Genomic DNA, 25311 nt, shown 5'->3' with positions numbered 1-25311 from the left:
GTTTTGAGACATTTTTGACTCAAACCGCATTTTGAAACGGGTCAAAAATGGGAATTTCGCGCGGGGAATCGTGCGGTTTATTGATAAAATTAATCATGGCAATGGCTGACATCCCCCGTTCGTGCTGAAGGTAAGACGACCGCAGGCGCCTAGAGCTGCAGCGCGGGTCAGAAATGACCCAAAACCATCGCCCATGTTTTTTACCCCAGGATACAAAGTTTTGATGGAGTGCACATTTTGAGGTTATTCAGGCAATTAACGATCGGTCTTCTCGGTATTTTAGTGGCAGTGCCTGGTCTTGCCCGAAACAGTAATGAGCTGGTAATACTGACGACGTTTTCCCGCGAGCCACTGACTCCTCTGGTTGAAGCATTTAATCAGCACTACCCGGACATCGCAGTTAAAGTCCTGCATCGCAGAACCAGCTCGAGCATACAAATGCTTAATAAAAGCTATATCGGTGATGTAGACATTCTGCTGACCTCCTCCCCCTACCTGATGACCCATCTTCTCAGGGCAGGCAAGCTGGCAGATCTCTCGACACAGCACACGCCACCGCAATGGCTGCAGCCCTATGTTCTGCCAAAGAGCGAAAAAGTCGTCACGATCGGTTACTCCGGTGCGGGCGTAGTCTGGAACAAAGACTACCTGGAAAGCCACAACCTGCCTGAGCCAAACGGGTTTATCTCACTCGCGCAGCCGGAATACTTCGGCCATATCACTATGAGCACCCCGGCAAGATCCGGGACAACACAGATGATGCTGGCCAGCGTGTTATCTGAGTATGGCTGGGAGCGTGGCTGGCACTACATGCTCAATATTGCCGCCAACTTCGCAACGGTCTCCTCACGCAGCTTTGGCGTCAGCGACAGTATTGCCAAGGGCAGCCTGGGGCTGGGTCCGACAATCGACAGTTACGCGCATAATCTGCAGCGTAAATACAACTATATCGGCTTTGAGTACGACCCGCAGTTTACCCTGATGCCGACCTACATCGGCGTACTTAATCAGCATGACCCTTACGCCAATGCATTTCTTGAAATGATGATGTCTGAAAGCAGTCAGAAGCGCATGGCCGACAACAGCTTTTCCAAATATTCCCTGATCGACAGCTCACTGGCCAGGAAGCAGCATATCGCACTGGATATCGATACGCTGATGGCGCAGGAGCTGGGAGTAAATCTGCTGTTTGATATTGCCGTTACCCGAAGGCTGCCCGAGCTCAATGATGCCTGGCTTGCCCTGCTCAACGCTCAGAAACGTTCCGGAGACGCAGCGCTCGAGTCACCTGCGCTGAAAGCGGCAAAATCACTGATGTTTACCCTGCCAGTAAGTCAGCAGGAGTTCAGCCGGCAAGCCGCAAGACTGACAATGCTGTCTTCCCGGACTGATGAGCAGAGCCTGGCCGCATTTGCGGCAGAGAAAGAAGAGTGGCTGCATGAGGTCAAACATCGTCTTGCCGATAATCTCAGCAGAGCCCTCGAACTGATAGAACAGAGTAACCGCAATGACCAGTTCTAAGTACCATACCATTGGCGCAAAGCTGATAATGGCATTTGCAACGACCACCCTGCTGCTGACCATCGTCAGCCTGGTTTCGTGGATGACATGGAACAGCCTTGACCGGCGGGTAAGTACCCTGCTGACCACCAGTGTTCCGGCCTATAACACCAGTTTTGTACTTGAAAGCCGCAGTGCTGAAATCCGGCATCTGGTTGTTCAGTTATCACAGGTCAGCAACAAAACCTCGCTCGATGAACTGGTGCGTGAACTGAACAATGAGCTTGAAACCATTGAAGCTGCGCTTCGTGATAACACCTCTGATCTCGCCGGCGGTTACCAGGAGCTGATGTCCCAGATAGACCATTACGCGGTTCTGGTATCTGCCAGGATCGACCAGAACCGCCAGCTCAAACTGCTGGATGAGCAATTGAGCTGGATTCACCAGGATATCGTTTCCGAGCTTAAACCGATGCGCCAGGAAGTTCAGTGGCAGCTTCAGCGCTCATCACAGCCGGAAGCGACCAGCTTTCGTATGGAGCAGTGGAACCTGATTCAGTCGATTCTGGATGAAGAGGAAGAACTCTTTGCCCTTACCCGGGATCTGCTCCAGGCCGGACATCAAAGCCAGGTGAATAATGGACTGAAAGTACTGGGATACAAGCTTTCCGAACTGAGCGATCTCAGTCAGCCCATTTTTATTCACCCATCCGCCATCGCTTACCAGCAGTTACTCGATGATCTGCATTCCCTGCTGGCCGAAAACGGCCCTTTTCATACCGCCCTTATCGATAAAGTATTACTGGAGCAGTCACTGGCTGAGTACCAGACCCGAATCAGTAACTCCCTTGGCGGGGTTCACCAGGGCATTGCCGGGCTGGTACTGAGTGCAGACCGGGATTTCCGTCAGGTGAAAAAAGACACCGCCGGGCTGATCGCGTACGGCAACCATGTTCTGGTAGTCTGCTTCAGCCTGTCGATTCTCATCAGTCTGTTTCTGACCTATTACTTCGTCAACCGCAGGATAGTCCGCCGCCTGAACACCCTCAGCCAGCAGCTTGATGCCATCACCGATAACCGGCTGGAGACGCCATTTGTTCCTGAAGGCCGCGACGAGATCTCGCGACTCAGCAGCAAACTGGAAGTACTGCGCCAGACACTGCGTGAAATTGAGCAAACCAACGCGATAAACCTGCTGAACAATACCTCTGCCTGCCTGATCACCTGTGATGTCTCCGGCGTGGTTGAGTCCATGAACAGCAGCGCCGCCGAACTGCTTGGGGGTGGAGTCACAGACAGGCCAAAACGGATCTGGCAGTGGCTTCCGTACGGTCAGGCGCAGGTGTTGGAACATGCGTTCAGCGCACTGGATAAAACAGAGAGTGACAACGTTACATTGTCACTGGGATCTGAGTCCAGACCCAACTATCTTCGTTTTTATATGAGCCTGTATCGCCAGGGTGGCGGACAAAAAGTCATTATCACCATTACTGACATTACCGAGCAGGCACACGCCAATTACCTGCTCGAACAGAGGGTTGCTGAGAAAACGCACTCCCTCCAAAAAGCCAATGATGAACTGCTGAGCGAGATAGAAGTACGGCGCAGCGCCGAAGATCACCTGAAAAAGACTCAAAGCGAGCTGATTCAGGCCGCCAAAATGGCAGTTGTCGGTCAGACCATGACCACTATGGCGCACGAACTGAATCAGCCGCTCTCCGCCCTTTCCACCTATCTGTTCAGTGCCCGTATGGCGCTGGAGCAGAACAACCCCGAGATGATTACAGGCGCACTGGATCAGATAGAATCACTCAGCGCCCGCATGAGCAAACTGGTCAACAGCCTGCGTCATTTTGCCCGCAAATCACCAGGCGACAGTGACACCTCCGACGTCGCGCTGGAGGAAGTGATTGAGCAGACCCTGACCCTGATTTCAACCAAAGCAAAGCGACAGCAAACCCGGCTCAGCTACTCGATCCCTGACGGCCTGACGGTACGCGCAGATGCCATGAGCCTGGAGCAGGTGCTGATCAACCTGTTCGCTAACGGCATCGATGCGGTCAGCGAACAGATCGATCGCGAAGTCTCGCTGGAATGGCTGGGAAGTCAAAATGGATTTCACACCATCGCCATCTCAGACAATGGACACGGATTCGATCCGCAGGTGGTTGACCGCCTGTTTACCCCTTTTACCACCACCAAAGAAGTGGGACTGGGACTCGGCCTGAATATCTGCCGCTCCCTGACAGAAAAATACAACGGAAATATCTTTTTGGCCTCATCTCTGCAGCGCGGAGCCATGGTCGTTTTGGAGTTACCTTATGAATGAATTTAATGTGTTGTTAATCGATGACGATCAGGATGTCCTCGACTCATACGCCCATCTGATGTCCATCGCCGGTATTCCGGCCAAAACACTGGCCGACCCGGTACAGGCACTGCCTCTTATCAGTGAAGAGTGGGCCGGCGTTGCAGTCATTGACATGTATATGCCGCAAATGCACGGAATGGAACTGCTGGACAGGATCAAGCAAACAGATGCCAAAATCCCCGTGATTGTCATCACCGGTCACGGAGATATTCCGATGGCGGTTGAAGCGGTCAAAAAAGGGGCGAGTGATTTCCTCGAGAAGCCTATCAATCCACCTGAGTTGTTAACGCTTATCAAAAAACATCTTGCCGGGCGCCAGGCGTTTATCGAGCAAAAACAAAACCTGACCCGCTCAATTAAACGGGAAGTTATCGGCAAATCAGCACAAATGGCATTGATCCGCAACCACATCGCCCAACTTGCGCTGCTTGGCAGTCACGTACTGCTGGTTGGCGAATCAGGCGTTGGCAGGCATACCCTGGCGTACCTGATCCATCAGCTTTCAGAGAGTAACGTGTTGCACGAAGTTAACGGTACCAGCCTGACGAGTCCGGAACAGGTAGCAGAAGCTTTATCTCAGGCAGAAGATGGCACCCTGATCCTGACACACGCTGAACAAACCGATCTGGCTCTGCAGCAACAACTCAGTCAGCTCTTACTTCACCAGGAGCGGCTTTCCGGCCGGGCTGTGCGACTTATCGGGATTTTCAGTCAGCCGCCGCAACAACTCATTCAGGAACAGCGCCTGCACCCGGAACTTTACTATTTGCTCAGCCAGGGTGTTATCGATGTGCCGCCGTTGCGTCAGCGTCCCGATGATATTGCCGCGCTGTTTCACTATTACCTGAAACAAAGCTGCGCCAAGCTGGGCAATCCACTTCCGGATGTTGACCCCGCGTACCTGTCCTGCCTGAGAAACCATGACTGGCCGGGAAACATCCGGGAGCTTAGAAATGTCGCAGAGCTGTATGCCATTGGCATCGTCAAACTGACCGGCCAGGACAGGCTCCATCATCAGCAATCGGTTCAGTTGGATGAGTTGGTCGATGACTATGAAAAACAGGTTATTGAAGATGCCCTCTTCCTGTTCTCAGGCAAAGTATCTGAGGCTGCAGCTTACCTTCAGGTACCACGCAAAAAACTTTATCTCAGGATGAAGAAGCACGGAATCGAAAAAGACGACTTTAAGAGCCGCTGACAGATTTGGTACAATGACTGCTAAGTTTAGCCATAACTAATATAAAAAAGAGGAAGTATGACAAGTTTCAATACCCGTTGCCCGTCCTGTCAGGGCCTGAACCGTGTACCTGTTGAGCGGATTTCTGACGCAGCGACCTGTGGCCGCTGTAAATCCCTGCTGCTCGATGGCGCGCCTGTAGAAGGGACAGAGCAAAACCTGGATGCCCTGATAAACAGCAATACACCGGTTGTGGTCGATTTCTGGGCTCCGTGGTGTAGTCCGTGTGTGGGCTTTGCCCCGGTATTTGCCGATGTCGCAGCAGAACGCCAGGGTGACGTACGCTGTGTGAAAGTTGATACGGAAGCTCAGCAGGCACTGGCTGCTAAATACCAGATACGCAGTATTCCGACCATCATGGTGTTTAAAAATGGCCAGCGCATTGATGTAATTAACGGTGCTCTGCCAAAATCCCAGTTTGATCAGTGGCTGGATCAGGCACTTCAAAAGTAACCTCATATCCATATATTATCTCACCCGCCAGCCCCATTTTGGCGGGTGTTTTCTTCTGATTTCTCCCTTCAGAGTTCGATAAAAATTTTTTGTCGTCAGGTTCAAAACTTTTCGTTGTACAAATTACGCTGAAAATCCGATAGTCGCGCCGATCTTTTAATCTGTCCGACCCGGAGAATCCTGCATTGAACCAAACCCTTCCTCTTCCACAGCGCGCTGGAATCGCAGTGCCTGTAACAGCTTTGTGCCTTTACGCTGTTGCATCCGGCTACCTGATGAGTATGCTTCCGTTGCTTCTCAGCGGGTATGCTTTGCCTGTGGAACTTGCAGGGTGGCTGGCCAGCGTTTTCTATGCCGGATTGCTGGCAGGAACCTTGTTTATCGAACCTTTGGTTAGGAAAACAGGCCACAGAGCTGGTTTTGTGCTGGTACTTGTGATTTTGTCACTTTCCGTAGCAATTATGCCGCTGTCAGCAAGCCGTGAAATCTGGCTGGCGGCGCGTTTTGTAGCCGGTCTTGCGGTTGCGGGCGTATTTGTGATTGTTGAATCATGGTTGCTCAGTGGCGATGAATCGCAGCGGGCCAAACGCCTGGCACTTTACATGGGCGCACTGTACGGCGGCTCTTCCGTTGGCCAGCTGGGCCTGGGGCTGGGCTTTTCCGGCACCACCCCATTTGCGATTACGGTTGCCCTGTTCATGGTTGCGGCAATGGTGTTGCTTGTAGCAAAACCTGCTCAGCCTGCGCAGGAAGAGCACGCGGCGCTGTCACCAAAGCAGATCATGAAACTCAGCAAACCCGCGATTGTCGGATGCGTGGTTTCCGGTCTGACACTGGGCGCTTTGTATGGCCTTCTGCCGCTGGAGTTGAAACGTCAGGCGTTTGACCAGGGCGATATTGGTAAACTGATGACGGTATTTATCATGGGTGGCATGGCAGTTCAGCCACTGGTGACCATACTGCTGCGCTATATGAGCCGCACTCTGGCCATGGCTCTGTTCTGTCTGGTCGGTGTAGCGGCTATCGCTGCTAACGAAGTATGGGCATCACCTGCGCTGATTGTGATCAGCCTGTTTCTGCTCGGCGTTGCTGCGTTTGCTGTCTATCCGGTGGCCATAAACCTGGGTTGTGACAAATTGGGTGAGCAGTACATTGTCTCGGCTACCCAGGTAATGCTGTTTTGCTACAGCGTGGGCTCAGTAGCCGGCCCGGCGATTGCGCAACACTTCAGCCTGATGAACTACCTGTTCATCGCGTTTCTGGCAACCGCCATCTACATGCTGTTTGCCAGTATTAAACGCACTGAAGGCTTCGTTGCTCAATAAAAAGTAGATATAAAAAGAGAGGGGGCGATTCCCTCTCTTTTTTAGTTCATATCTTAAATACCCTACTCCCTGAGAATGTTCCAGGCCTCGCACATCACCCTGAATCTTTCCGTATCCCCTCCGTCACGGTCCGGGTGCCATTTAAGTGCCAGGCGTCGCCACTGCCTGCGGATCTCTATCCGGCTTGCGTCCTCTTCCAGTTCAAACAGCCGCAGAGCTTTCGAGCGGGTCATATCCTTGCCGTTGGTCGAACCGACAAACTTCTTATAGCGAGTCCAGAACTCATTCAGCAGGCGTTTTACTTCACCGTTTTCCGCTTCATAGTTGCTCCAGTCGGTGTAGTAATCTCTGAGAGGATCTTCAGGATCGATGGCATTATGGGCGGCATGGATGGCGTTCATCAATTGAATGTCCATCGCCTGAACCTGTACCCAGGAGTCCGGATAGAGCACTTCCTGAAGCTGATAAAGCGCATTCATTATCAGGAAATTACGTTTAAACAGATCTTTTTCCGGCGATGAGTCCAGAAAAGGCACCAGCCCCAGCTCGGCGAGGTGCGCGGCAAGGGTATGCACTTTCCATCCCTGATGCTGACGGCGCAGAACTTCCAGGATAGGCCACACCAGCGGGTTTTCGAGGTGCGGATCATGACTGTGTACAACTTGAGTGTTCGGCATAACGGCTTCTTGCATTTGGGTCTAATTCAATTCAAAGACAAAAATGGTAATTTGTCATCTTTGATTCAGCGGAAGAGCTCACAGATTTCTGTTTGTTTCACGGTGCAAACTGTGTTTATGTTAACTGTAATCTGTTGAACAGGAAGCGTGAATGAAGCTTATAAAGCCAGCCATGGAATACAAATCGCAGTTTTTGCGATTTTATGAGGATCTTTTGGATCATGATCCGGACAACGCTGATTTCTACTCAGAAGCAGACCGCAGTTTTTCACGCTACCTTAAGCGACTGGCCGACGATGAAGCCGGGTTATACCTCCGCCCTCAGCACGTTCCCTGCAGTCACCGCTGGCTGATAGATGACGAAGGACAGATCGTCGGCGTTATTCGTATTCGTCATAATCTGGACTCAGAGATCCTGCGCGAAGTATGCGGGCACATCGGGTATGACATAGCCCCCTCTTTCCGCGGCAACGGCTTTGGAAAGGAGATGCTGAGACTCGCGCTTCCCATCGCCCGTTCACTGGAGCTCACCAGGGTGCTCATATCAGCCGATGAAGATAATATCGCTTCAAGAAAGGTCATCGAAGCTAATGGCGGCGAACTTGAGAACATCATCTACGCTCAGGAGTACCGCCGTTACATCGCCCGCTACTGGGTGAACATCCATTAAAATGAACAGCGTTCAAAACCCTTATTGAACAGCGTTCATTTATAATGCATACTGCATCCATACGTTAACCACATGGATTGATCCAGCTATGCGTAATTTACTTAAACACAACCCCGTCCTTTGCTGGCTGAGTCTGGCTTATCTGGCAGTACTGATTTTTTCTGCCATCAACCCGGCTTCATGGGCGGTTTGGGTCGCTGAAATCATTCCCGTGCTTGGAGTATTCCTGCTTATTATTGGCACATGGAAAAAGTTTCAGTTCAGTAGTACCGCTTACGTGCTGATGTTTATCTGGCTGTTTTTGCACACCATCGGTGCGCGCTACACTTTCGCAGAAGTCCCGTTTGACTGGTTTAACGATTTAATTGGCTCAGAGCGTAACCAGTATGACCGGCTGGCGCACTACTCTATTGGCTTTTACGCTTTCCCGATTGCCGAGTTTCTGTTTCGCAAAGGCTACTGTAATAAACTGCTTGCAGGGCTGTTTGGCCTGCTGGCCATGATGGCGGTCGCCGCCGGATATGAAATCATCGAATGGTGGTATGCGGTACTGGCTGGTGGTGATGAAGGCATTGCATTTTTAGGATCTCAGGGCGAGATTTAGTTATCATTACAGAAAAAAGCCGTCTCTTTGCATAACCATGCACCGCATTTTTGCCCTATCTCACTGATTCATAAATACCTTTCCCAAATCAAAATCATCGGATTGCTCGTATTACCCTAGACGTATTGCGCCTTGAAAGAGCACAGTATTCAGGCTGACGAGCGTGCGCGCTCGGCGGACGAATTCTTTGCAGGCTGGAGGTGCGCGGGTCCCGGAAAATTGCGCCAGCAATTTTCTGGGTAGCACCGTAAGCCGTCTTTCAAGCGCATGACGTCTAGGGCAATCCGCATTATTTTGTTGCCTCCAAACTAGAGCGGGGGTTCACGGTTGTCTCCGATGGTAGAAGAACAGCAAACAGACCCGGAAGCTGGAGGTGAATAAGAGAGGGCAAGTCTTCAGAAATCCGGAACTTCAGTTCCGCCCCTTTAGGGGGCTTGGTTTTCTGATAGCGCAGCCCGAACGACTGAACCGGAAGACCCGGAAGCTGTTTGTTGTTCTTCGGGAGTGTTGCGCTCACTCGACAACTTGTTGGCGTCGAGGACGAGGATGGGGAGATGCGATAGCTTCTCCCCTGACGAGGGCTCGTGTTCACTGCTCTGCTGCCGCGAACACACTTCTGCGCCATCCCGTAGGGGTATAGAGTTCCGGGTGATTGTTCACCTAAAGTTAAAAGATGACTGTGATGTATGCTACTCGATAGCGTCAGTTAAGACTGTGGATTTCGGGGCGAGTGTCAGTGTTTATCCTGCCGACTACAGCTTAATGCACCGTTGCGTAGAGGCTACGAGGGTCAGCGGCCAGAGCGATGTACTTGTGATGCTCGTTGGTATGGGTCAGCCGGCCGTTGGCTTTCATGTCCTGATAGTTATGGAACCTGCGCCAGTCTTTGGTCGTCATCCGTCCCGTACCAAGGCACCGAACGCAGATGGCTTGTGCAAGTGTCCCTTTCCAAATACCAGTACCCTCACAGCATGGGCAAGCCGAAAACGGCTCTACCACTTCGCGAGCCAATTGGTTTTTCTCTGCAACCAGTCGAGAGAATTTAACCATTTCACTAGCCATTTCAGGTGTTGGTGGCATCTTGTTCCGGTCTTTGAAGCCAAGTCGCTTTCGCCTCCTCGCTCCCATCTTCACGACATTTGCCGCTTGCTCCGGGGGTAAGCCTTTATAGATTCCACGACGGTGCTGCTGATACCGGTCTTCGGCTTCCTGATAAATGGCTTCTGCCTCTGCAATCTCGTCAGGGGTCATAGGCTCGTCGTAATCTTCCGGTGTTGGTCTGTCCGGCAGCTTATGAAGCATTTGCTTGTTGAACTCCCCGGTAGCAAGATCTATCACCTCGACTTCACGCAGGTCGCGGATTATCGACGAATACAGCGTTGCCGCGGCTTTTTGCTTTGGTGCTTCGGGCTTTTGGGTCTTCGCCGGGCGTCTTTGGTACGTGACCTGCGTTGTTAACTCTATGGTTAAGAGTTTCATCGTGTCCTCCTGTGTGTATAATCAGTGGCGTCGGGGTTGCCGCCCCGACACCTAATGTGAATCACTTTGCGGTGTTTACAAAAAAGCCTCGTCATTTCTGATGAGGCTTTCATTCGATTATCCATTGATTGCATACTGTTAATCCCTTTCTGAGCGCTGTCCGTAATCCACTCATAGACCACGTTTGTACTTCTCTTACTTTAAAGTTGAAGACGACCACTTTGCTTCTGTCTGTATGGCTGCGATACAGAATATCCAGCATCGGCTCGCCATTGATTACTTGTAGTGTTGGTTTGAAGTTTTCCATCGTTTTTGCTCCTGTGCGGTTGGTTGGATGTATCTTTTTAGGTTCAGGCAGTAGGTTCACCAGACTCGAATTCAAATCCGTAACCCAGAAACCAAAAAAGAACCGGGTGCCCCTCTCTCAGAAAGGCACATACATAACCACACAGGCTCCCTGCCCTCTAATCTCCAGTCGCTTTTCTCCAACAGTTAATCCCAGCTAAAAGAAAAGGGACTTTTCCTGCGGGCTACAGAAAAAGTCCCTTGTAGATAAAAAAGAACAGACGGGGGTGGGTCTTAAAACAAAAAGTTGCTCAGAAAAATTTTAAAATTTAGCCGGGTGCTTTTTGCTACACCTATTCGTCAAATGACACCGCCAGTTCGACCCAGTTTTTGTAATCGTTTTTCTTAGCACTAAGGTACAGATAGTATTGCTTATGGAGAGCGTCCATTCTATCGAACACGCCTAATGAATCTTGCAGTTGTCTATCCAAGTTTGATAGTTGATGCTGGCGTTCTGAATATTCCATAGGCAAAGTGCTCTTATTCATATCCGTTAGTATCTGACCTAGTGTATATCGAACGTCGATGCCTCGACGATTTAAGTCATCAGAGGCGTATGAACCTCGGTTCTCCCCTCTATTAAAGAATGTGAAGCTCCTTTTCGCATCTTGGACTTTATATCCTGTTCCTGAAAAACTAATGCTCGGGGTATCTACGTTTATCCAATCCTGATATGTGCTGTAGTGTTTATCCCTCAAGACAAAGAGAATTAGCAACAAATAAGTATTCAGTGTTTTAGTTGTGTTGTTCAGTGTGGCAACAAATCTATCAACCAACTGTTCCGTTTCTCGTAATGACAGCTCAAAATGATTCGCTACATTTGATACAACATGGCTAATATCCTCCAACATAGTGATTGTCGGGATGTGGCCCTCCCAATCTGATCGCATTTCAACTCGGGCCTGCACTATGTTGTCAATGAAATCATATCTGCTCAACTCTGATAATGAGTAACGGCGGCGGAAGAATCGTCCCAGATATGTCTGGGCGTCAAATCCCTCTCCGTAAACGGCTTTAACCGCGTGTTGCAGCTGCTCTGTATCCGTCGCTATAACAAAAACGATGTTATCCAGCTCGAAGAAGTGCTTAACTACCTCCAGCATTTCCACAGCGTAGCTCGGACGGCAGCGGTCTAACTCATCAATAAAAACGAACGCCGGGGCGGTCAGATTGTTATCAAGTGCAACGACGGCCTCGACCAGTTGTTTAATCTCCCTGCGGAGGTGCTGCACGGACTCTAGCTTTGCGTTGTGGTCATCAATCAAGCATTTGGCGAGTGCTCCTGCTGATTCGGCCAGAATGTCAGAACTATCACCGTCAACAGGCTGTGTTTGAACTTCCCCCTCACCTACTGATATGTCATCAAGGTTCAGGCCCGTAGCCTTTTTCACCGCACCTTTTATCAAAGCAGGGGTGAGAGACTTCATAAACTGAGCTGACTTTTGAAATATGTCAGTCATTTTTTGATTTGTTTCCGGCAGGTGCCCACTGAACGAATTAATCAAAGAAGAAACGACTGTTAGCATCGGGTCATCCGAATAGTCTTGTTTCCAAGCGTCGATATAGACCACCGGATGGCTGTCTTTGATGCTGTCTATCCAGCGGTTGATGAAGTAGCTTTTCCCTGCGCCCCATTTTGCATTCAGGTTCAGGACATACCCGCCATCGTGAGCGTTGTTGATTAGGTAATTGTGAAGAAATGCTGCGTACTTCGCCCGGCCTAGCGTATCGGCAGGGAACTCTCCGTCTGATGATGGCTCAGACCAATTGAACTCAATGATGCTATCTGTCATTCGTATTTATATCCCTGTTTCTATGGAATTTTTTCAGAATGGCAAACATGCTAGAGCCAACCGCCCTCGTAACGCTGTGATCTGTGGCAAGTTATTGGATAAAACAGAACACCGGCCGCCCAAATGTTACAATGTCACTCATCAAGGGAGGCATTATGCGGAACGCAGCAACATTTGATTTACTGTTCACTTTCAACGGCAGTGAGGGGCACAGGCTTACCACCAGCGAGAGAAAAGCAGAAATTGCTCTGCACCGTGAACGACTCGCTAAACCTGAGCCGCCACAAGCGGAGATACTAAAAATGCGGCATCGTACCGTCAGGGATAGACACCGGCATAATGAACAGGTGTCACAGGAAATGCGTAACGGATTCGCGATTGTGCCCAAGGCCAACCTGCCACAGTTACCGAATGACCTCTGGGCGCGCGCCTTGGGCAGGTAGCCTATGGCGCTTTGAGAGTCCCCATGGCGATGGTATAATTAGCACATGAACCATGGGTGTCATTGCGATGATAACGTGGTCGTAGAAAAGCCTCGGTAACACATTCGGTGCCGAGGCTTTTTGTTGTGCCGATTTGGGTGTTAACCATGCAGGGTATATAACTAACTGTTCTTGAAGGACTCTAGTGAGCTATCTAGTGATTTCATAAACCGAGAAAAAGCTTGTATATCACTAATCTCCAAGTCCGATATGTGCGGATAGCCTAACCGTTCCAGTACAGCAACATACCCCTCAATAAAATACACCAAAACACTGCATATAAATAAGTAGTTAATTTTGTTGCGTTCTTTTTCGTCGCTCGGGTGCATCTTATGGGCACTGTTCACTTGCAACAAAGAATCAAAACCTGTGTGGGTATGGGATGACCAGTATGAATACTTGTCGCAAACAAATGTTGGGATACCTAAGTTTTGCCCCAACTGAAACCACGATGCGGGTTTCCACTCACCCTTTCGGTTAGATGGCTCTTTGAATCCATTTTGTTTTAGTTTCTCTGATAGCTCGTCAATAATCACTTGCTCTTCCTGAACTTTCGTAACTAAATCCGATTCTGTGACATGTAGTTTGTTTTTTGCCCGATTTCGATAGCCGCATAACTTGTAGAAATCAAGCCTGTCAGTGTCCAACTCACCATCGAAATAATGATAAGAAATAGCTACTAAATTCTCATAGCAAACCCTTAATAGAGCAACGACACTAGACGTATCGTAATAAATAAAGCCACTGTCAACGTGATTCAGATCAAGCTCGCTTGTCATCAGCATTTCGGTCGTATTGATGTGCTTTAGGAACTTAATAGCGGCAACATTTAAGAAGTAATACCTATCATCAGTTTCATTAATAAACTCAAAACTAGACTCAAAAATATTACAAGCCGTTTTATAGAACAGTGAATAGTCATCTTGGTCAACAACAACCATTAAATTCCCTTACTTCAATACGTTACACCTAATCACAGTAGACCTAATCAAAATCTCAGTCAATAAGGCGATTAATTTATCCGTTTGTAGTCTGCTGGGTTCAGGATAATTTCCCGGCCGCCAATCTCATTACCAATCTGCTCCAGTAGCTGTTCTTCAGTTGCAGCTCTGGCTTGATGAGCGCTGGTGATCGCAATTTCCTGCTTCTCTGGCGCGGCCAATCCGTGCAGTTTAACCAGCGAATCGACAGCGTTTTTCATTTCGGTGGATGTCGCGGCCAGTGCGTAAGCGTCCATGTACATCGCTGTAGCGTCAGCTCTCGTGAACGTATCCCCGACTTTGTATTTTGCCCGTTCCTTTTCTTGGTACTCGGTCAGCACATCAAAACCTGCCGTGATGTCTGGACGGTTCATCAGCAGAGCTACCTCGGCGTCCTTGTACCCTGCCGCCTTACCAGCGTCATGCGGGGTCATCCCGTGCAGCAAACCAAATAAAAACCGGCACTCTTGCGTCGTCCAGTTCGTATTAACTTCCTGAGTTAAAGTCTGGATGTTCTCAACGGTTACTCTCATCGGTTTATCCTCGTCTCGCGCCGCATGTCGGGCAGTGATCTGTGTGGTTGATGTCCTTACCTTTCGCTAACTGCTTTAGTTTTGAGGCCGGGAGCTTTTTCACATCGTCGACTGACTCGGGCTCCGGCAGGTGTGCGGTTTCTCGGTACGCAAGACCCAGCAGCTTAACAATTGAATCAATACTTTTTACCGCCCCTCTCGCGTCACCTTGGTCCACTGCCATTTTGTGCGCTTCCAGATAGGCGTCCAGTGCCGACCGTTCGTTGAAACTTGAGTAGTCGATAAGGTGCTTGCGAAAGGCAGCCTGTGTTTCACGATAGAGTTTGGTTTTCTTGGCCTTTGTCGCTGCGGCGGTCACGCAGTTATCGCTGTACCCGGCCAAGAGCGCATTAGCTTTATCGGTTCGTTCAGGAGCAACTAGCTGCAACACTGCATAGCGTCGAGTCTTCACCGAATTTCTTTTGTTCCCGGGATGCGTATCCGCTGGGAATTCAAGGTTTGTGCCGTCGTCCAAGACAATCGCGGCCATCGTTCTCTGTGTACTCATGATAGGTATTACCTATTGTTACAATCTATTTGATAGCTATTGTAGCCAGTTAAAAGCCAGTTTGATAGAGTAAACCTATCATTACAACGTAACAAAAGTTAACGACGATGGATAAGATTTTGAGCCTCTTTGTAGAGGATTTTGGTAGCGGTTCGGTGGCGACGGATAAAGAGATTTACCGACTATTACAGGACTTTGGATTTTCGGTTAAGGCCAGTGATGTCATTGATAGCACTTGGTCGATGTTCAAAGGCGATTGCCAACTGACGGATATTGCTTTGTTCTGTCTTGGACAAGTTGACGGTGGGCAACTGATTCTAAATCGCGGTGTAGAACAATCGCTGGAGATTCGAGATTCTTTGTTGGCGGTTGGGGTTAGTGTTGGCGCGGTTCGCCGGGCGGCAAAAGCTCTCGATGAGTGTCTGGATGATGGTTTAAGCGGCCGTTATACAGGAGAACTTGGTCAGATGTTCAAAACCTATAACGATGAGCAGGATGCACTTGCGGCGGCTGAACGCCAGCGTCAACTTGCCCTCCAGCAAGAGCAGGAAGCACAGGATAAACGTCGAATTGCAGCGGCTCGTGAACGTGTACGGACGGCGTTTGCTGACGATAAATTGGTGGATGCCCTGAAAATCGCTTGGTACACATTCGGCGGTAAAAACGTGTCACCGAATGATCGCACTGGACAGTTTGAAAGAGCGGTTAATCATGCGCTGCGTACCTGTGATGCTGCGCCTTATAAGACTGAGTCACCGCAAGGCTTCGTGGCTGTCGACTTCGGTTACCGAAATATCTCAATGTCACTGAAAGGCTATCCACCGGTCACCGGTGCGATGCTGGCTGAAAACAACGTGGATATTGATGACTACGAATACATGTTAGGCGCTGATTTTGTGACAGTGTTTAAGGAGCTTTACCATGACTAACCAGTTCAAATTCGATGGCTCGAAAGAAGACCGAGCGGCTTTTATTTCTTCGCGTGAGCAGTCAACTTTTAATGAGTGGAATAGCTCTGCTGAACGAGCGAACATGGAATACTCGGCACAGGTTCGTGATGCTGAACGTACAGCAGCGGCAGAGGCTGCACGTAAACGGGAAGAGGAAATCCAGCAAGAGGTCGACCAGCGAGTTTTTGCTGAACGCGCATTCGACAGTATGCGGCCGGTAGCGGAGAAGATTGCCAAAGAGTACCCGGAACTGAACCAAGACCATGCGAACTTCGACCAGTCGATGTCTGATGAGGTTGTGGCGATGCGCGACCTGAACATGAAAATGGGCAAGTTCGACAATTACGGTGACGCTTTGCAGGATGCGGCTAATACTGTAATTCGAAAGTACGGTCTGGATGGTGGCGATGGTTACAAGGCAACTGGCCGCAAGCCAGCCACACCCGCCGCGCGCTCACTGCTGGAAATGCCGGAGTCAGAGTTTGAGGAACAGTCGACAGATGCTCTAGCCGCGGCTCGTGGCGACTTCTTTGGTGGGTTTTCTGGTGCTGGCGGTGAGCCCGCGCCGGTATCCTCTGCCGACTGGCAGAGCAATGGGTTTAATAGCCGAGAAGAAATGCAGCGGGCCATCGACCGGGGTGACTACGTGTAGTTCCGGGTCAGAGATAACAAAAACCACCGACGTGATGTTGGTGGTTTTTCTATTTAGTGCGTCAGTTCGTATAGGACTTGGTTCAGCTCATCAATTACCGGATGAGGCATTTCCTGATTGTCAGGAGTATATTGCCGCTCGGTCTGTTCAAGGTGGTTAATTTTGGCCTTTATCGCCGAGATTAACTGTTCACCTTTGCGCGAATCTAGTCCAAGAGTGACTAACACAGGGTGCGTTTCAGTGGTCATAAGTATCACCTTTAGGTTTTGTTTACCCCAACAAGAACAAAAGGATATGACTTTTTAACACAGTCTGAATTATACCATATTGATACGGCTGTTAGTTGTTCATCCGTGCATTTACCATGGCTGCGTAGGTGGCGAGGAAGTTTTTCCATGGCTTCGCAGCACACTCGGCTTCAAGACGTTCAAATGTAAGTCTTACTCCCTCTTTATCACCGTAGCCCCAAGCGTGAAACTCATCCATCGTTATGCCATATTTGGCTAGTTTGGGTTTCAGTAAATCAGCTTTAATTGCCAGTGAAATCAAATTATGGATGTCCGCGTTTTGAGTGTGCTTACAGAGTGGCTCGCGTTTATGAATTTCGCTCAGGCCGCCACCCGCCTCTGTTTTCTGTTCTACAGGAGTTTGGCCGGTGAATGTGTTGAAATGTTTTGTGAAGCCCGCTCCTGTAACTGTGCCCTGTGAATAAGGTAATTTCAGGGTGACGGTATTGCTTTTCTTGAACTCACTAATCAGAAAATCATCTCCCTCCGCATCAAAATACTGCCACATTGCAACATTATTGGCTGAGGCTGGAGAGCAAATAGCGGCCATAGTTCGAACCTGACCATTAATGACTACTTCTGTGCTTTTCAAGAGATTCCCTTTGGCGTATTTTGCACAGTCAGCGTGCTTGGGGTCTTCCATGAAGTATTCCCGGAGAGTAAATAGGTAGCTTCCGTCGGCCTCAGTATAAGTGGCTGTGATAAAGCCCTTATCGCCTTGCTGGGCCTTAGAGCTGGCCATAATGCTACTATCACCGTATGTATTCCATCCGTTGCTATAGTTCACTTTGGCAACCACCGCCGCACTAAACAAAATCGATGAAACTAACAAACCTGTCCGCACCACTGTGTATATCCTCGTTTATTGATTTAAAGGATTATTGTCCCGCATGCCGTACTAAAAAACGCTAAAACTTCATCAAAAAGAGCCTTTATTAACAGACAGTTACAAATAGGGCTACCAAAAACGGTAGCCCTTTGGAGATTGTTAACCAGCGATTAGCATTTCTCCGGTCACCTTGTGCGCTTCGACATCGTTCATCCCGACATTCTCAGAGCCTTGGCCTACCCGCTTTTGACGGCTGGCCTGACTCTCGTCGCTTGGCGGCTTGTGACACTCGACTAAGCGCTTGTGGTTCTGCGTGAACTTCGCCTTTTTGTGTAACTGCTTCTGCTCCTCACGGATGGCTTCCAGTTCATCAGGTGTTGAGTAGAAGCGCAGCTCAACCTTGGTGGCGGCTAGGTCGATGCCGTTTTTGTTCTCCTTGTCGCGACCATCTTTGGCTCGCAGCTTCTGGCGGGCAGCGGCGATGGTCAGGAGTGCCCGCTGGTTGTCGATGGTTTTGAGCTTATTTACCATCACTCGCTCGGTTGTTGGTGGCAGTGGCGAGGCGGTTTTAATGCACTTTTCGCTATTTTTATTAATACATATCGCGAAAAGTGCATTTTTTTCTGGCTCGATTCCGTCGAAATCATCAGAATAGTCAGCATCAAGCCATTCGCTGAACTCGTCGGCGTCCATATTGCTGCGGCTCATAGCGTGCCCTAGAGACTTCATTACATCGGCGACTACCCGGGTGATGCCCGTCCCTGATGGTTCTTTAGCATTTTTCTTGCCCCACTCGGCAGGTGCAATACCCAACGCCACCAGCTCGTCTCTGTTGTCCCACATGTGGCTTACCAGCTCCTGTACCCACGGCAGTGAGTGGTGTAGGAAATAGCGGTCTTTCTTCTTGGTCTTCTTGGACACTTTCTTCAGGCGTCTGGCTTCCGTCTCCAGCCCGTCGTTGATCATCGCGTCCAGAATCTGTAGTTCGATACCCCGCTCCAGCTCACGGCGTTTCAGCTCTGGCGGGCGGGTATCGTCCGCGCTTGGGTCTTCCGCCTTACGGAAACCACTAAGAAGCTCGACGTGGTATATAGCCTTGCGATGCTTAGGGTCGTGGAACTTCGCTACGTGTTCCGGCGTCACCGGCTGCTCGATACCCAAACCGTTGTAGTCCCGGACGAATGCCTTGGTCGCCGCCATGATAGCGTCGTGGTCACTGTTTTCTTGGTTCATCACGTTCCGAGCCACCAGATATTCAATGTCCCGCGCCGCTGCCACTGCCTCACGGTACTCGGCCGTAATCTCGGAGCGTGGCCTTAGCACCAGTGATACCTCGCTGTCCTCACCATTGTGGTCAGTGTCCCCGACAATCTGCGATAACACCTCGTGCGGTTCCTGTACTGCGTTAACGTCGAAACCCATTTGTTCTGCTGCTGTAGTCATAGTTGATGCCTGTAATGCGGTAAGTTTGTTCAGTCGGTCGATGCGGCCTGCCATGATCGCTTTGTAAATCGGGCACGCATCCTCGGCTATTTTTTGGTTCACGTTTAGCGGTAACTGCTCCGCGCCGGCCGTCACAAAGACGTGAGACTCCGGTACGGTTCGTAGCCTGCGCAGCATCTGCAACGTGCTGGGTGCTGGAATAACACCGGTGAACCAGCCGAACATCGCCTTAAAGTGCCCGTTGGTGAGCGATATGCCGCTATCGATGGCTGGCGAGAAAATCACAATGTCATATTTACTGTCGTGGACGTTAGGCTGTGCGGTGAAGTCCTCCATGGCTTTCTCCCACTCCCTGACAGTGCAAGTGTCACCCAGCTCGTGCGCCACGCTGATGTTCTTCGGTCTGCGGCTGGTGATAGTCAACACTCTGTCCGCCGCTACTCCACGGTCGATAAATGCTTTTCGTAGGTTCCATACGTTAGCCACACTGTCACACGCCATCATAAAGCGGCCATTAGGGTCACCGTCCACCACCATCTGCACTTGGTCAGATACCATCTGGAGCATCCTGGTGTCGGTGCCGATAACATTCAGCTTAGGGTTCGGTTTGCCCGGTAGCATTTCGAATACGGTTACGTCTTTTTTCTCCAGAACGGCAATCGGGTTTTGGTCGCTGGCCTCTAGGTTTACCAGTTGTCGGATGTCACGCGCAGACAAACCAGCGTCAAGCAGCGCGACTTTCGGAGCCTTGTACAGCAGGGACATTAACTGGTTCATAATCATCCGCGCACTGGTTCCCATGGTGGTCTCATTGGTAAACGCATCCAACACCTGCGATGCTTCGTCGATGATTACCACATCGGCGTTCATCGTGAAGTCGATGAAGTGGGTGCTGAACGCCGAGTTAATGCAAACCGCAAGTCCTTGAATCTGGTCACGGCAGTGCTCCTCTGCCATCGCCGACTTCACCCAGTCCTCTTTATAGGACACGACTACCTGCTCGCCGTTCTCAACCAGCCGCTCATACTCATCCCAACTCTGAGGCTCCCGCCCTAGCGAGAAGTGTATGGCGTTATTACGCGACAGGCGCTCACGGTGTGTGATTATTACCACCCGGCAGCCTAGAGACATCAGGTGCTGTGCTTGCTCGATCATCGCCTGAGTTTTACCTGATCCCATAGGGGCACGGATAAACTTAACCTCTTTCTGCATCAGGTTGTCCGGGTCGAACTGCGCCTGCTGGAAACTCGTCATTTCGCGAACAATCCATTCCGGCGCCTGACGGCCAGAATGTATGGTCAGCATACTTTCAACTGACAACCGCTGGCGTTCTACGTGATGCGCCAATGTCATACGGATAAAGTCCCGCGACACATTGGGGATTCGCACCAGCAGGTACGTCGCCAGAGCATCCACAGACAACCCGCCGATGAAAACTGTTCTGCGGAGCCTGTGGCAGATAGCGTTAACCACAGCCATTGCCTTATCCTCATCCTCTGACAGACCCGCTTTGTGCTTCGTCAGATATTTCTGGAGGTCTGGCAGTCGCCCCGGTAGTTTTTCTAGTCCCAGCTCAGGGTAACGCAGCATTTCATCGGTCAGTGCCTGGCTCGGGTTCGGTTTCCCGAGAAACTCAGGCGTGGTAAAATCCAACGCAATGTCACGTATTGTTTGGAAACCGGCGTTCGTTGGGTGCGCTGGTTTTTCCTTAAACTCTCCGTACACCCCTGACGGCAGCCAGTGCTTCATCAGCATATAGGCCGCTTTGTCCGGTAGCAGGTTGTAGACTGCGTGTTGGATTCTGATAACCTCAGCCGCAGTCAGCACCTCGGGGATGATGTGCATCAGGGCGTCGTACACAGAGCGGTGGTTTTGTAGCGCGTAACGCAGAGCCTCCTGTTCTGTCATCCCCAGCACGTCTGCTTCGGTCGGCACCTGCTGGTCGTTACCGGTATCGGTCTGCTTGCTGACAGTATCCGCTGGCTGGCTTCCCGCCAGTGCCGTCAGTAGGTTGTCTCGCCTTTCTTTTTTCTCATGGGAGTGAATCGCCCACTTCCGACCGCCCGTGTATTTATAAGTCACCACCGAGTTCGAAGACGGGTAAACCTCTAGGTTGTCGTCAACGTCGTGGATGCTGTCATAACAGGTGATTTTTGCTCTCCCGCCATTAGCCAGTCCCAGCAGCTCACGCAGGGTGTAAGTTTCCCCACGTTTAATGCCTGCCTTTTGGTAGGTGATATGCGGCGTGGATTTCACTGTCACCAGATGGTCGTCATGCACAATCCCTTGGTCTACTGTACTGACGAAACGCGCCACTCGTTGTTCAGCTGTTTCTCGGTCGTCACCACGAGCCATGTGCTCTGCGATTTTGCTTCGTTTCCACTGAGCTTTTGTCTTTTCCGCCTGCTCACCGACAGCGTACTTCGCCGCGGCAATCAGCTCTGCATACTCTCCGTGAGTAACCGGGCTGGTAAAGTCGGTTGATAGCACCGTACCCTCTACGGCGTATGACTCTGGTGGATTGCGGGTGATACCGTCCTCCAGAACAGGAGCGTTCTCAAACGAATAACGGGCGGCGTCGATAGCAATGTCGTCAAACACATCGTTGCGCACGAGTTGGGTTCCGCTGCTTGAGATTTTAATGCGGCCAAAACCACTGCCCCATGCAGCCCTTTTCAACTCCCCGGTGAACTCCGGGACTTTGGACAGGTCATCTACCACGTAATACAGGTGCCATCCATCAGCGCCCTTGGGGGTGCCATCGGGGTACATAACACCGGCAGATGATGACGGTTTAGCTACATAACCGGCCGTCTCGAAGTTGGAGCAGATGGACACCAGCCTCTGGTGAATCTCCTCCGCTGTGAGCGGGTCGTCCCCGTCATAGTCAATCAGGAAGAAACCCTGTGTCTCAGGGTAAACGATGTTCCCCTCGAACTTGTTACGTGCCAGTTTCTTGTTAGCGAGATTGGAACCTTGTGTCGTTACTTCCAGATACCCGTGTTTGTCAAACACTGCCTGTGTATCAGGTGCCAGTACACCAGAACAGATGACGTTGTTCTCCACTACCTGACGCAGTTCCTCGAATGACTGGATGCGGGTTTGTCCCCACGCACCACGTTGGACGGTAACGACTGCTTCAGATTGGATGCGCCCGTCTTTCAGATAGAACCGTTTACCCGCGGCCTCATTCGCCGCCGGGTGCACAGTAAGGATGTTGAAGTCCATCACACAGCCTCCGACGCAAGTGCCGACCTCGGCATGATATATAACTTGTTACCGCTAATCACAGACGTGTACGGAGCTACATCGTGCGACTTATTGATACCGTCTAAGCGTTTCCGTATGTGCCTAACATCGGTTGAACCATCTACAGTGAAGTGGGTTGTCTGCCCCGATTCCACTAAAAGCAGGGCTTTGAAAAGGAGTTTGTAAGGTATTTTGGCTTTCATAAGGCTGTCCAAGAAATACTAAAAACAACGTGCAGAGAGAAAGGCTCTCTACGGCGATTAAATTGTTCTTCGTTCTTGGACAATGATGGGAGGTGCCATCCGGTCGCTGACAATTATATCAAAAATACGGGTTAATAACCCTTGATTTCAGACGACAGGTCATGGCTTTTATCGATCAAAAACCAACAATCGATCGATAAAAGCGATCACCTAGCCGTGTGACGGCACTGAGGCAATGAGCCAAGTAGAGGTGTCCCGTACTTAGGGATTTTTAAAAAGTACCGAAAACGCCAAAAAAGAGTGATTTCTAGAAAGTTTTTGTCAGGTGAAAATTTTTGAAATTGCTGTCCCATTCGGATCAAACGGAACATTTACTACTGTATCAAGTAGTTAGTGTGTTCCGCATTCTGAGGCAATAAGACGCTTTTTTGTTATCCGACTCCAATAATCAGGCATTGCCCCAAGTTTTGAGCCAAATAACCTATCTTCAAAAACTAAGCGTCACACATCCATCGCATCTAACACCATCATCGGTACTTCCTGACCATCCTCTGTACAGCCTTTTAGCGGCACAGATTTCACCCTCGGTAAAAGGCCGTTCAACGCTGGACCCTGAACCCTAACCTCGCCACTTCGGCCTGCACCGTCAAAATAGATAGTGCCGTGCCCTTTGGTATGTAATTCGCTTGTGCCATCAGCCTTGAACACCCAGCGCTTAAACAGGTCGCTGAATATCTTTGCCGCTTGTTTCCGGTCTTCATATTCAGAAATGGAGATTCGGTGTACGGTCGCCATCTGGTCAAGCCAACCGCGACCGGCAGTTGTCGCCTCTGCCATGTCCAGCTCTGCGCGTTCAATGTCCTCTCGCAAGGTCGCAATCTCACTCTCTATCCGGCCAAGAGCCGCAAACGCAGCCTCTGATGGGTATTTCACAGCAAGGTCGCTCGCCGCATTAAGCCGCCGCTCGGTATCAGCCAATTCCCGCTGCAAGCTATCCAAATGTGCAGTGAGTCTAGCGCTGTCGTCATCCGATACCGGCACCTGACACAGTAAACCAATGAGTGATTTAGCCACTGAAAACAAATGAGGTAACCGGAACATAAGATTCCCGCACTTGTCAGCCCGGCGGTGTGATGAACAGTTTAAATACTGGTATTTCTTCCCCTTTGTACTGGTGGAAGATGAATAGTGCATGGTTTCGCCACACACTCCGCAATAACAAAGCCCTGTTAACGGGTTCGCGACCTGCCCGACTGTAATAGATGCCCCGACGCCTTTAGATGTCATCTGCTGCTTTGCCTTGAGCCAATCATCCCGTGACACTACCGGCGGATAAACGGCCACAGGCTGGCCCTCGATAGTTTTAATCCCTGTCACATTCTCATTTAGGATGACTTTTCGAACCGCTGCTGATGACCACTTTGCCGATTTGCCGCTAAGGGTTGGAATACCCTCATCATTGAGCTGTTTTGCCGTGCTGGCCTGCCCTAAGCCAGACAGATAAATCTCGAACAGGCGCTTAACAGCATCAGCTTTTTCATTGAACACGTATCCTGTTGGAGTGAAGACGACCCATGACGCAGGTTTGGTGACCCTCGCCACTTCGCCATTCAGCAACCGCTTGTTTGCTGCTTTGATAGCATTCGAAGTACGGACAGATTTGGCATGGCTTTCACTCCATGCTCTTTCCTGCGTAACCAAGTAAGTCAGCATTGAACCAAGGTCATCCCGCGACGCCTTAGTGAACACCTTGCCATCCATTAGGGTAACAATATTGATGTCAGCACCTAATATGTTCATCCAAGTAGTAAGTGCGTCACCGATAGCCTGGCGACTAAGACGGTCAATGTTCTCCACCAACAAATAACTGCCAGCGGCAATCTGGCCTGTTCGGATGGCTTCTAGGACACCGGCAAAAGCACCCTGCGATATGTGGTCGCCTTTGAATGCTGAATAGCCCTCATCTGTTATGACGTCAATCAACCTGCCATCGTGCTGGGCACACCATTGCTCCGCGAGATTTTGCTGACGTTCTAGGGATGTTCCCTTTGACTGTTTGGAAGTGGAGTATCGACGGTACAGGTAGCAGTTTTTCATTTGAATTCCCACGGCATTGAACATTTGCTTATTGTGGGAATATCGTAGCAAGGGTTATGGTCGCAGCATCCATAAAAAAGAGTAAATTTTTATATCCCATGATAACCAAGGTGATATCTGGGATGCCCAACAAGATATGTTGTGTGACACCCTGGGTGCCCTCACCTCACTGACGCTGTTTGCCTGGATGAACAAAAGGCTACCCGTAATTGGCTTAGCCTGAGTTAAAACAAACGCCGGTATTGATTACCGGCGTTTTACTATTTAGTACTCTGTTTTATCCACTCCAGATAAGCCTGCAGGCCATCGGCGATGGGCAACTGTACAATCTGCGGGACTTCGTAAGCGTGTATGCTCAGGATACATTGCTCCACCTCCTTCCATAGTGCAGCGGTAGTTTTAATAATCATCAGCTTTTCGCTGTCACAGCATATCTCGCCTTTCCACAAATAGTGACTCTCCACCGGCATCACCTGAACACAGGCAGCCAGTTGCTTCTCCAGCAACGCGGCAATGATTTCCTTTCCGTTTGCGTCATCATTGTAAGTACTGAGAACGGTGCAGTATGGGGTGGTCATAGTGATTTCCTGTCGTTTTGATTGCTG

The 25311-nt window shown here is 50.2% G+C and carries 19 protein-coding genes and 2 pseudogenes; 10 read left to right on the top strand and 11 right to left on the bottom strand.

Annotation, left to right across the window (positions count from 1 at the left end):
• Nucleotides 1-282 precede the first annotated feature (282 nt).
• The 5 genes from ACVB80_RS00610 (at nt 283) to ACVB80_RS00590 (ending at nt 6886) form a co-directional block, all read left to right on the top strand.
• Nucleotides 283-1521 (top strand): ABC transporter substrate-binding protein, encoded by a 1239-nt coding sequence (locus tag ACVB80_RS00610; protein WP_481079315.1) that lies wholly within the window; start codon nt 283-285, stop codon nt 1519-1521.
• Complete coding sequence (locus ACVB80_RS00605) at nt 1508-3829, top strand: ATP-binding protein (RefSeq protein ID WP_481079314.1); 2322 nt, start codon at nt 1508-1510, stop codon at nt 3827-3829. The genes ACVB80_RS00610 and ACVB80_RS00605 overlap by 14 nt, the downstream gene beginning before the upstream one ends.
• The gene (locus ACVB80_RS00600) at nt 3822-5069 is read left to right on the top strand and encodes a sigma-54-dependent transcriptional regulator (RefSeq protein WP_481079313.1); all 1248 of its coding nucleotides are present in this window, start codon (nt 3822-3824) and stop codon (nt 5067-5069) included. Before ACVB80_RS00605 ends, ACVB80_RS00600 begins: the two co-directional genes overlap by 8 nt.
• A gap of 57 nt (nt 5070-5126) precedes the next feature.
• A complete protein-coding gene (trxC, locus tag ACVB80_RS00595; RefSeq protein ID WP_481079312.1) occupies nt 5127-5561 on the top strand; it encodes a thioredoxin TrxC in 435 nt (144 codons plus the stop codon).
• 185 nt (nt 5562-5746) lie between these two features.
• Nucleotides 5747-6886 (top strand): MFS transporter, encoded by a 1140-nt coding sequence (locus tag ACVB80_RS00590; protein WP_481079311.1) that lies wholly within the window; start codon nt 5747-5749, stop codon nt 6884-6886.
• A 62-nt stretch (nt 6887-6948) separates the two neighbouring features.
• Here ACVB80_RS00590 and ACVB80_RS00585 read toward each other — a convergent pair whose 3' ends face one another.
• Complete coding sequence (locus tag ACVB80_RS00585; protein ID WP_481079310.1) at nt 6949-7563, bottom strand: DNA-J related domain-containing protein; 615 nt, start codon at nt 7561-7563, stop codon at nt 6949-6951.
• Nucleotides 7564-7714: 151 nt separating this feature from the next.
• Between ACVB80_RS00585 and ACVB80_RS00580 the strand changes: the two genes are divergently transcribed.
• Together ACVB80_RS00580 and ACVB80_RS00575 are read left to right on the top strand one after the other, a co-directional pair.
• Nucleotides 7715-8233, top strand: a complete 519-nt coding sequence (locus ACVB80_RS00580; RefSeq protein WP_481079309.1) for a GNAT family N-acetyltransferase — start codon at nt 7715-7717, stop codon at nt 8231-8233.
• An 88-nt stretch (nt 8234-8321) separates the two neighbouring features.
• Nucleotides 8322-8834 (top strand): annotated as a pseudogene (locus tag ACVB80_RS00575) (DUF2238 domain-containing protein); the annotation flags it as partial.
• A gap of 762 nt (nt 8835-9596) precedes the next feature.
• Here the strand turns inward: ACVB80_RS00575 and ACVB80_RS00570 are convergent.
• The 5 genes from ACVB80_RS00570 to ACVB80_RS00550 all read right to left on the bottom strand — a co-directional run bounded on the left by ACVB80_RS00570 (nt 9597) and on the right by ACVB80_RS00550 (nt 14978).
• Nucleotides 9597-10316 (bottom strand): hypothetical protein, encoded by a 720-nt coding sequence (locus tag ACVB80_RS00570; protein WP_481079308.1) that lies wholly within the window; start codon nt 10314-10316, stop codon nt 9597-9599.
• A 638-nt stretch (nt 10317-10954) separates the two neighbouring features.
• Nucleotides 10955-12454 (bottom strand): KAP family P-loop NTPase fold protein, encoded by a 1500-nt coding sequence (locus ACVB80_RS00565; RefSeq protein WP_481079307.1) that lies wholly within the window; start codon nt 12452-12454, stop codon nt 10955-10957.
• 604 nt (nt 12455-13058) lie between these two features.
• Entirely contained in the window at nt 13059-13877 is an 819-nt protein-coding gene (locus ACVB80_RS00560) for a DUF5677 domain-containing protein (RefSeq protein WP_481079306.1), read from the bottom strand.
• A gap of 71 nt (nt 13878-13948) precedes the next feature.
• On the bottom strand, nt 13949-14449 hold the full coding sequence (locus ACVB80_RS00555; RefSeq protein WP_481079305.1) for a hypothetical protein: 501 nt from the start codon (nt 14447-14449) through the stop codon (nt 13949-13951).
• A 4-nt stretch (nt 14450-14453) separates the two neighbouring features.
• A complete protein-coding gene (locus ACVB80_RS00550) occupies nt 14454-14978 on the bottom strand; it encodes a hypothetical protein (RefSeq protein ID WP_481079304.1) in 525 nt (174 codons plus the stop codon).
• Between the two features lie 125 nt (nt 14979-15103).
• Here ACVB80_RS00550 and ACVB80_RS00545 point away from each other — a divergent pair, with 125 nt between their 5' ends.
• Together ACVB80_RS00545 and ACVB80_RS00540 are read left to right on the top strand one after the other, a co-directional pair.
• Nucleotides 15104-15925, top strand: coding sequence for a hypothetical protein (locus ACVB80_RS00545; RefSeq protein ID WP_481079303.1), 822 nt, complete (start codon nt 15104-15106; stop codon nt 15923-15925).
• Entirely contained in the window at nt 15918-16598 is a 681-nt protein-coding gene (locus ACVB80_RS00540) for a hypothetical protein (RefSeq protein ID WP_481079302.1), read from the top strand. The genes ACVB80_RS00545 and ACVB80_RS00540 overlap by 8 nt, the downstream gene beginning before the upstream one ends.
• 53 nt (nt 16599-16651) lie before the next feature.
• Here ACVB80_RS00540 and ACVB80_RS00535 read toward each other — a convergent pair whose 3' ends face one another.
• The 4 genes from ACVB80_RS00535 to ACVB80_RS00520 form a co-directional block, all read right to left on the bottom strand.
• Entirely contained in the window at nt 16652-16846 is a 195-nt protein-coding gene (locus ACVB80_RS00535; protein ID WP_481079301.1) for a hypothetical protein, read from the bottom strand.
• Nucleotides 16847-16937: 91 nt separating this feature from the next.
• Nucleotides 16938-17732: a hypothetical protein gene (locus ACVB80_RS00530; protein ID WP_481079300.1), complete on the bottom strand. Its 795-nt coding sequence runs from the start codon at nt 17730-17732 to the stop codon at nt 16938-16940.
• 141 nt (nt 17733-17873) lie between these two features.
• Nucleotides 17874-22385, bottom strand: a complete 4512-nt coding sequence (locus tag ACVB80_RS00525) for a hypothetical protein (protein WP_481079299.1) — start codon at nt 22383-22385, stop codon at nt 17874-17876.
• A gap of 725 nt (nt 22386-23110) precedes the next feature.
• Nucleotides 23111-24706: a recombinase family protein gene (locus tag ACVB80_RS00520; protein WP_481079298.1), complete on the bottom strand. Its 1596-nt coding sequence runs from the start codon at nt 24704-24706 to the stop codon at nt 23111-23113.
• Between the two features lie 103 nt (nt 24707-24809).
• Between ACVB80_RS00520 and ACVB80_RS00515 the strand changes: the two are divergent.
• Nucleotides 24810-24929, top strand: a pseudogene (locus ACVB80_RS00515) (DUF2238 domain-containing protein); the annotation flags it as partial.
• A 37-nt stretch (nt 24930-24966) separates the two neighbouring features.
• On the opposite strand, the gene cutA reads toward ACVB80_RS00515, so the two are convergent.
• Nucleotides 24967-25284 carry a divalent-cation tolerance protein CutA gene (gene cutA, locus ACVB80_RS00510; protein ID WP_481079297.1) on the bottom strand — a complete coding sequence of 106 codons (318 nt, stop codon included), beginning with the start codon at nt 25282-25284 and terminating at the stop codon, nt 24967-24969.
• Nucleotides 25285-25311 lie beyond the last annotated feature (27 nt).

This window comes from Vibrio sp. 9-16B-A1 (genome assembly GCF_056726165.1).
The sequence above is the reverse complement of the archived record's forward strand: the minus strand, read 5'-3'. Positions and strand labels throughout refer to the sequence as shown.